The organism is uncultured Chryseobacterium sp. (assembly GCF_913776365.1).
GTDB lineage: Bacteria > Bacteroidota > Bacteroidia > Flavobacteriales > Weeksellaceae > Chryseobacterium.
On record NZ_CAJYMO010000121.1, the window covers coordinates 1 to 6,910 of the forward strand.

General features: G+C 47.0%; 6 protein-coding genes and 1 pseudogene. 5 read left to right on the forward strand and 2 right to left on the reverse strand.

All coding sequences use genetic code 11. From position 1 onward, the window contains the following. The 3 genes and pseudogenes from QZ735_RS05885 to QZ735_RS05895 form a co-directional block, all read left to right on the forward strand. Positions 1-717, forward strand: a pseudogene (locus QZ735_RS05885) (hypothetical protein); the annotation flags it as partial. A gap of 41 nt (positions 718-758) precedes the next feature. Continuing rightward, the gene (locus QZ735_RS05890; protein WP_294245512.1) at positions 759-1,298 is read left to right on the forward strand and encodes a hypothetical protein; all 540 of its coding nucleotides are present in this window, start codon (positions 759-761) and stop codon (positions 1,296-1,298) included. Positions 1,299-1,735: 437 nt separating this feature from the next. Then, on the forward strand, positions 1,736-1,912 hold the full coding sequence (locus QZ735_RS05895; protein ID WP_054509314.1) for a histone H1: 177 nt from the start codon (positions 1,736-1,738) through the stop codon (positions 1,910-1,912). Between the two features lie 1,215 nt (positions 1,913-3,127). On the opposite strand, the gene QZ735_RS05900 is transcribed toward QZ735_RS05895, so the two are convergent. Continuing rightward, complete coding sequence (locus QZ735_RS05900) at positions 3,128-5,251, reverse strand: Tex family protein (RefSeq protein WP_294245527.1); 2,124 nt, start codon at positions 5,249-5,251, stop codon at positions 3,128-3,130. A 235-nt stretch (positions 5,252-5,486) separates the two neighbouring features. Between QZ735_RS05900 and QZ735_RS05905 the strand changes: the two genes are divergently transcribed. After that, entirely contained in the window at positions 5,487-6,164 is a 678-nt protein-coding gene (locus QZ735_RS05905; protein WP_294245529.1) for a YceI family protein, read from the forward strand. A 6-nt stretch (positions 6,165-6,170) separates the two neighbouring features. Here QZ735_RS05905 and QZ735_RS05910 read toward each other — a convergent pair whose 3' ends face one another. After that, a complete protein-coding gene (locus QZ735_RS05910) occupies positions 6,171-6,368 on the reverse strand; it encodes a hypothetical protein (protein ID WP_294245531.1) in 198 nt (65 codons plus the stop codon). Positions 6,369-6,407: 39 nt separating this feature from the next. Between QZ735_RS05910 and QZ735_RS05915 the strand changes: the two genes are divergently transcribed. After that, positions 6,408-6,812: a helix-turn-helix transcriptional regulator gene (locus QZ735_RS05915; RefSeq protein WP_294245534.1), complete on the forward strand. Its 405-nt coding sequence runs from the start codon at positions 6,408-6,410 to the stop codon at positions 6,810-6,812. The last annotated feature ends 98 nt before the right edge of the window (positions 6,813-6,910 follow it).

The window sequence follows — 6,910 nt, forward strand, 5'->3', positions numbered from 1 at the left end:
ATCAGAGTAAACGGAGCGGTGATAGGGGATACCAGGGTAGCCCTGGAAATCACAGATCCGAGTAACGGGAGCCCGCTGATTAATGATAATGATATTACTCTTACGGGGGTTCCTACAATCAATGGTACGCCGTCCATTACCCATACGCCTGGTTCCAATATCTTTCTCATTTCCATTCCTCCCGGAAACTATGACGGCGGAGTAACACCCGGCTATTCCAGCCCTACCAATGATATCGACGGTATTGCCATCAACATCTCTTCCGTAAACGACGGGATCGATGAGCCTACCGAAACGTTCAGGTTTACCATCAGGGAAGAAGGAACCAACGGTTCAACCGACAATTTTATCAGTACCATGTCTCCTGTATACAATGATTCTTACTACGGTAATACCAGCGACTATTTTATACAGCGTTGCATCTGTTATGACGACGCCAATACTTCAGGGCCGGGAATCAATTCCAACTTGGGGATCACCCTGCTCGACAGAAGAGTGGGTGGTGGTTCTGCCAATTGGCCGAAGTCCAGAAAAGGTGCTTACGCAGTCCTGGAATCCAATACCAAAGGTTTTGTACTGACCCGGATGACAACACAGCAGATCAACGCCATCACCGATCCTCAGGACGGTATGCTGGTATATGACACCACTTCCAAATGCCTGAAAATGTATGACGGAAATGCCTGGTACTGTTTCAATACGCCTACCTGTCCTTAATCCGTCCCCAAAAAACAATTACAACCACTAAAAAAATCAAAATGACAAAAATATTTACTTCCATTTTTATGGCGATGATGTCGGCAGCCTATGGGCAGGTCATCATCGGTGATGCCATCGGTACGGCAACGGAAAAAGCATCGGTGCTTCTCGAGTTTGCCGCCAATCAGAACAGAGGGCTTGTTCTTCCTTATGTAAGAACACTCCCTGCAGCTCCTGCAGAAGGCACCCTGATTCTGGATGCCACCAATCCTTTGCAGGCACGCGTGAAATACTACAACGGAAGCTGGATGGATCTCAGTGCACAGGATGCTGATGTATCAGCCGCCCTTACCGTACAGCCTACCATCCTTCAGGCTCCCGAAGCAGCGGAAGCCAAAACCATCATCGGTGCGACAACCAGTACCGCAGATGGTGTACTGGTACTGGAATCCACTACCAAAGCCATGATCCTTCCTACGGTTGAAGATGTTCAGAATATCATCAACCCTGCAGCAGGGATGCTGGTGTATGTTAACAAGGCCGGAGCCAAGCGTCTGGCGGTATTCAACGGCAACAAATGGTCTTTCTGGAGACCGTAGAAGGCCGGGAAACAGGTCCGGATCAGTTTGAAATTTCCGGAATTATATTTGCATCCGATTTTATTAATCCAAACAATCACTAATTAAAAATTTATAAAGTTTAACCCGTGTTATTACAATCAATCTCAGAAACCTCTGCAAAGAGGTTTTTTTTATTTTCCGGAACCGTAAAGAAAATGTCCGGATAAAGTGAATTCCATTATAACATAAAAGCTTCCGCTGTTATGTCCAGTATTGGATTGGGAATTAATTTTTTATTGATGTTCTGAAGACCGTAAAAAAGGAACTTCCGGGCCGGGGAAAATCAAGCAGGGATGATGATTTCCTCAAAAAAACGTAAAATGACCGGAATTTTTATGAATTGCTGTATTTTTTTTCCTCACCATTAGGCTGGAATGCCTATAAAACATATATTTGCAGCCTAAATTTTAAAAATAATGAAAGAACTTATTGAAAAAATCAACGCGGAATTTGAAGCTTTTACAGCTGAAGCAAACCAACAGGCAGAAAAAGGAAATAAGGCTGCCGGAACAAGAGCCCGTAAATCAGCTCTTGAACTGAGCAAACTGTTCAAAGATTTCAGAAAAGTTTCTGTTGAAGAATCTAAAAAATAGTTATTTCAAAACCGGCTTCCAGAAGCCGGTTTTTTTGTGGGTCATCTCGTGGTTGTTCTGCCGGAGCAGAGTGTGGCTGTCTGAAGTTGGTGATGCTCAATCAGAAAGTTGAGACCTGGATTGCAATAAATTGACTATTCATTACTGATAGGTTCTCGGCTGGTGCGAGCGTCGCGCTCGTATCCGCATGCGGAATGAAGACTGCTACAAATTGATCTGCTGGTGGGTCACGTTTTAAACCACCCCGTCAAAAATTCTCTGAATTTTTGTCACCCCTCCGAAGGAGTGGAATTTCCGTTAAGCAAATTGAAGATGACTTCTGATGGCTATTGGAAATACGCAAGGCCGCGAGGAATGCTAAAGAAATACGTGGTATAAGACGCAAAGAATCTGGCAAAGCCAAATTTTAATACCGTTGAATTGATTATAGTTACATGCTTCAGTTTCACAAGGCAATAGGCAGCATTCAATTTTATCTTAGATAAAATCCTTGCGCCCTATACCCCATAAAGCATGCAAAACCCTTTAGCGCCTTAGCGTTTTTCCAACAAAAGCAAACTGCTGTACCTGCAGACTCATACACTTTCATTTCAGAAGTCAGAAGCTGAAACAGAGGCTTCAGCAAATTCACCATTTACCATTGCCCATTTTCCAGGCTGGTGCGAGTGTCACGCTCGTATCCGCATGCATGCGTAAAGGCGATTAAAGGTGGAATGAAGACTGCTGCAAATTGATCTGCTGGTGGGTCACGTTTCAAACCACCCCGTCAAAAATTCTCTGAATTTTTGTCACCCCTCCGAAGGAGTGGAATTTCCGTTAAGCGTATGGAAGATGTACTTCTGATGGTTATTGGAAATGCGCAAAGACGCCAGGATGAGTTCAGGATAATGTGGTATAAGAGGCAAAGAATTTGGCAAAGCCAAATTTCATGCTGCTGAATCATGTTGTACTTATAGGCTTTAAGATCAGATGTTATTGCTCTGGCAGCAATAGTCAGCGGCATTCAATTTTATCTTCGATAAAATCTTTGCGTCTTACCCATGAAGCATTGAAAACCATTGCGTCCTTGCGCCTTAGCGTTTTTCCAACAAAAGCAAACTGCCGTACTCGCAGACGTACATCACTTTCATTTCAGAAGTCAGAAGCTGAAACAGAGGCTTCAGCAAATTCACTATTCACCATTCACAATTGACCATTCACCATTCACCTCTAAAATCACAGGATCATGCTCAGCTGTATCCTTTTCCTTGCTTCATCCACTTCCGTTACTTTTACCTGAACATGCTGGTGCATCTTTACCACTTCGTTCACGTCGGCCACGAAACCGTCTTTCAGCTGGGAAATGTGTACCAGGCCGCTTTCCTTGATGCCGAGGTCGACAAAGCATCCGAAGGCGGTAATATTGTTGACAATGCCGGGAAGGACCATTCCGGGCCTGAGGTCGGTGATTTTTTTCACATGGGGATCGAATTCAAAAACCCTGGCGGCTTTCCTCGGGTCAAGTCCCGGTTTTTCCAGTTCTTTCAGGATGTCCTGAATGGTCAGGATCCCGATGTCGCCGGTGATATACTGTTCGGGCCGGATCAGGGCTATTTTTTCTTTGTTGGCGATCAGCTGGTCGGTTTTGAGGCCGAGGTCACCGGCCATTTTCTCAACGATGCCGTAGGCTTCCGGATGCACCGAAGAATTGTCCAGCGGGTTTTCAGCATGGTGGATCCTCACAAAGGCCGCTGCCTGCTGAAATGCTTTTTCGCCCAGCCGGGGCACTTTTTTCAGCTGTTTCCTGTTTTCGAAGGCACCGTTTTCCGTACGGTAGTTCACGATGTTTTCCGCCATCTTTTCGCCGATTCCGGAGACGTAGCTCAGCAAGGCCTTGCTTGCGGTGTTGAGGTTGATGCCAACGGCATTCACGCATTTCATGACGGTGGTGTCCAGCTCTTTCTTAAGTTCAGACTGGTCAACGTCGTGCTGGTATTGCCCGACACCGATGGACTTGGGATCGATCTTTACGAGTTCAGCCAGCGGATCGGCCAGCCTTCTTCCGATGGAAACTGCGCCCCGTACCGTTACATCATATTGCGGGAACTCATCGCGGGCAATCTTACTGGCTGAGTAGACCGAGGCGCCTGCTTCGGACACCACGAATACCTGCAGCGGCTTGTCGAAGGCAATCTTTTTTATGAAGAACTCGGTTTCCCGGCTTGCGGTACCGTTTCCGATGGAAATGGCCTGTATGGCATAGGCATTCACCATGGAGCGGATTTTTTTCATGGCCATGCCGCTTTCGTTCTGCGGGGCGTGAGGGTAGAGGGTCTCATTGTGCAGCAGGTCGCCTTTTTCGTCGAGGCAGACCACCTTGCAGCCGCTCCGGAATCCGGGATCGATGGCCAGGATCCTTTTGCCGCCCAGCGGCGGGGCCAGCAGCAGCTGGGTCAGGTTTTCAGAAAAGATTTCAATGGCTTTCCTGTCGGCCTTTTCTTTGGCTTCCTGGAGGGTTTCATTGGAGATGGCGGGTTCAAGAAGCCTTTTGTAACTGTCCCTGATGGCCAGTACAATCTGCTCAGACGAATCGTTATCGGATCTGATGACCGCTTTTTCAATGCTTTCCAGAGCTTCTGCTTTGTCGATGCTGATGTTGGTTTTCACAAAGCCTTCCGCTTCTGCCCTCAGCATGGCCAGGAGCCGGTGGGAAGGGGTGCGGTTCAGGCTTTCCTCCCATTCGAAATACTGTGAGAACTTCCGGGCCTCTTCTTCCTCTTTTCTGGCTTTTACCGCTTTGGAAATAATGGTGGCTTTCCGCTGGAACATCCGGCGCAGGTTTTTCCGTACGTACATGTTTTCGTTGATCCATTCTGCGATGATATCGCGGGCGCCCTGGAGTGCTTCTTCTTCAGAAGGCACCCGGTCGTTCAGGTACCGGGATACGGTTGGCATCAGGCCGGTGCTCTTCTGGCTCATGATGATTCTGGCCAGCGGTTCCAGGCCTTTTTCCCGGGCGGCATCCGCTCTTGTTTTCTTTCTCTTTTTGAACGGGAGATACAGGTCTTCAAGTTCCTGAAGGTCGAAGCTCTGCTGGATCCGCTGTGTGAATTCAGGGGTTAGGCCGCCCTGTTCTTCCACGGATTTCAGGATGGATTCCCTGCGTCTGGTGATTTCCATGAACTGCCGGCTCAGCTTTTCGATCTGTTCGATCTGCGTTTCATCCAGGTTGCCCGTCCGGTCTTTACGGTAACGGGATATGAAAGGGATGGTGCAGTCTTCAGCCAGCAGCTGAAGGGTGGCGCTGATGCTTTTTTCAGGAAGTTCCAGGGTCTGTTGGATATAACCGGTGATGTTCATGTTGAAATATAAGCGGCTAAAATAATCATTTATCAGGAGCAGGCCTATGATGATATACCATCTTTTTTTATTATTTTAGCATTGCGCCGGAAAGCAATACCCGGAAAACCTGTTTTCTTGATCTATGGTAAGTCGGGGGAACACCGGTTTTTTTATTTTTGGCTGTACGGAAGCAGATCCCGGAAAGGCTGCTGTTCCGGTTTGAAGAATAAACTTTTTAAAACAATTATATTATATGAAAAAACTAAGTGTATTAGCGCTGGTGGGTATCGGACTGCTTGCCGCATCCTGTAACAAAGACAAATCTGCAGGTGATGCAAAGACCACCCAGGAGCAGACCGTTGCCGAAAGCAAAGGGGAAATGCTTACCGTAGATACCGCTGCTTCCGTAGTGAACTGGAGAGCTTTCCATAAAGGAGGAATGGCGCCGCGTTGGGGAACCCTGATGGTGAAATCCGGAGACCTGAGCGTAGAGAACGGCCAGCTGACGGCCGGAAACTTCGTGATCGACATGAATTCCCTGAAAGTAGACCCGGCTTCCGTAACTGAAAAGGATAAAAAATACACGGATCTTGAGGCCCACCTGAAAAACCCTGATTTCTTCGATACAGCCAAAAACCCGACCGCCGATTTCAAAGTAACCAGCGTGACCGACCTGAAAGATCCTTCCAAAGACGCGGTAGCCGGAGCCAACAAAACCGTAAGCGGAAACCTTACCCTTTCCGGAAAAACAATGAACGTGACCTTCCCGGCTAAAGTGGACGTGATGGAGAACGCCGCTTCTATCCAGGCGAAGTTCACCGTAAACAGAGCCGACTGGGGCATCAAGTTCGGGACTTCCGAAACCGATCCGGCAGAATGGATGATCAGCAAAGACATCGAAATCTCCGTAGACGTGAAAGCGAAAAAATAAATAGTGTTAGATAAAATCTTGTAAAGCCGCCCCATTTTTTGGGGTGGCTTTTTGCTGGTTTTCCGTCCTGGTGATCCCGTCTCCTGAACCGCTTGCAAGGTGTGTGCTTTCCGGCCTTCCGCTGCAGCCTGCCATCTTCTGTTTTATCCGCAACAAGGGATAAATTACCGGAATTTTTATACCTTTACCGGTCTCTACTTTCATCAAAAATCTTATCTTTAAGCATTAAAAAACACAACCGCTATGGAACATACAGTACATCAGGGCAGAAATGTAAAACGATTCAGGGAAATGCTGGGCATCAAGCAGGAAGCCCTTGCCTTCGACCTCGGCGAAGACTGGAACCAGAAGAAAATCTCCATCCTCGAACAGAAACATGTTGTGGAAGAAGCCCTCCTCCGGAAGATCTCTGAAGTCATGAACATTCCCGTGGAAGCCTTCCAGAATTTTGATGAACAATCTGCCATCAGCATCATCGCAAATACCATTACCAATCATGACAACGGATCGGTTGTGAATCATAACCCGGTTTTTCACCCGGTCGAACAATTAATAAAGCTTCACGAAGAGAAAATCGCTTTGTATGAACGCATGCTGCGGGAAAAAAATGAGATGATGGAGCGGCTGGAAAGACTGCTCGCGAAGTAAAAATAAGATCATTCATTTAGTGATAAAAAGCTTGGCTACGGAAATAGCCGGGCTTTTTTTGTTCTCGACTTTTGATTATATTCCTTTCAGGAAAAATT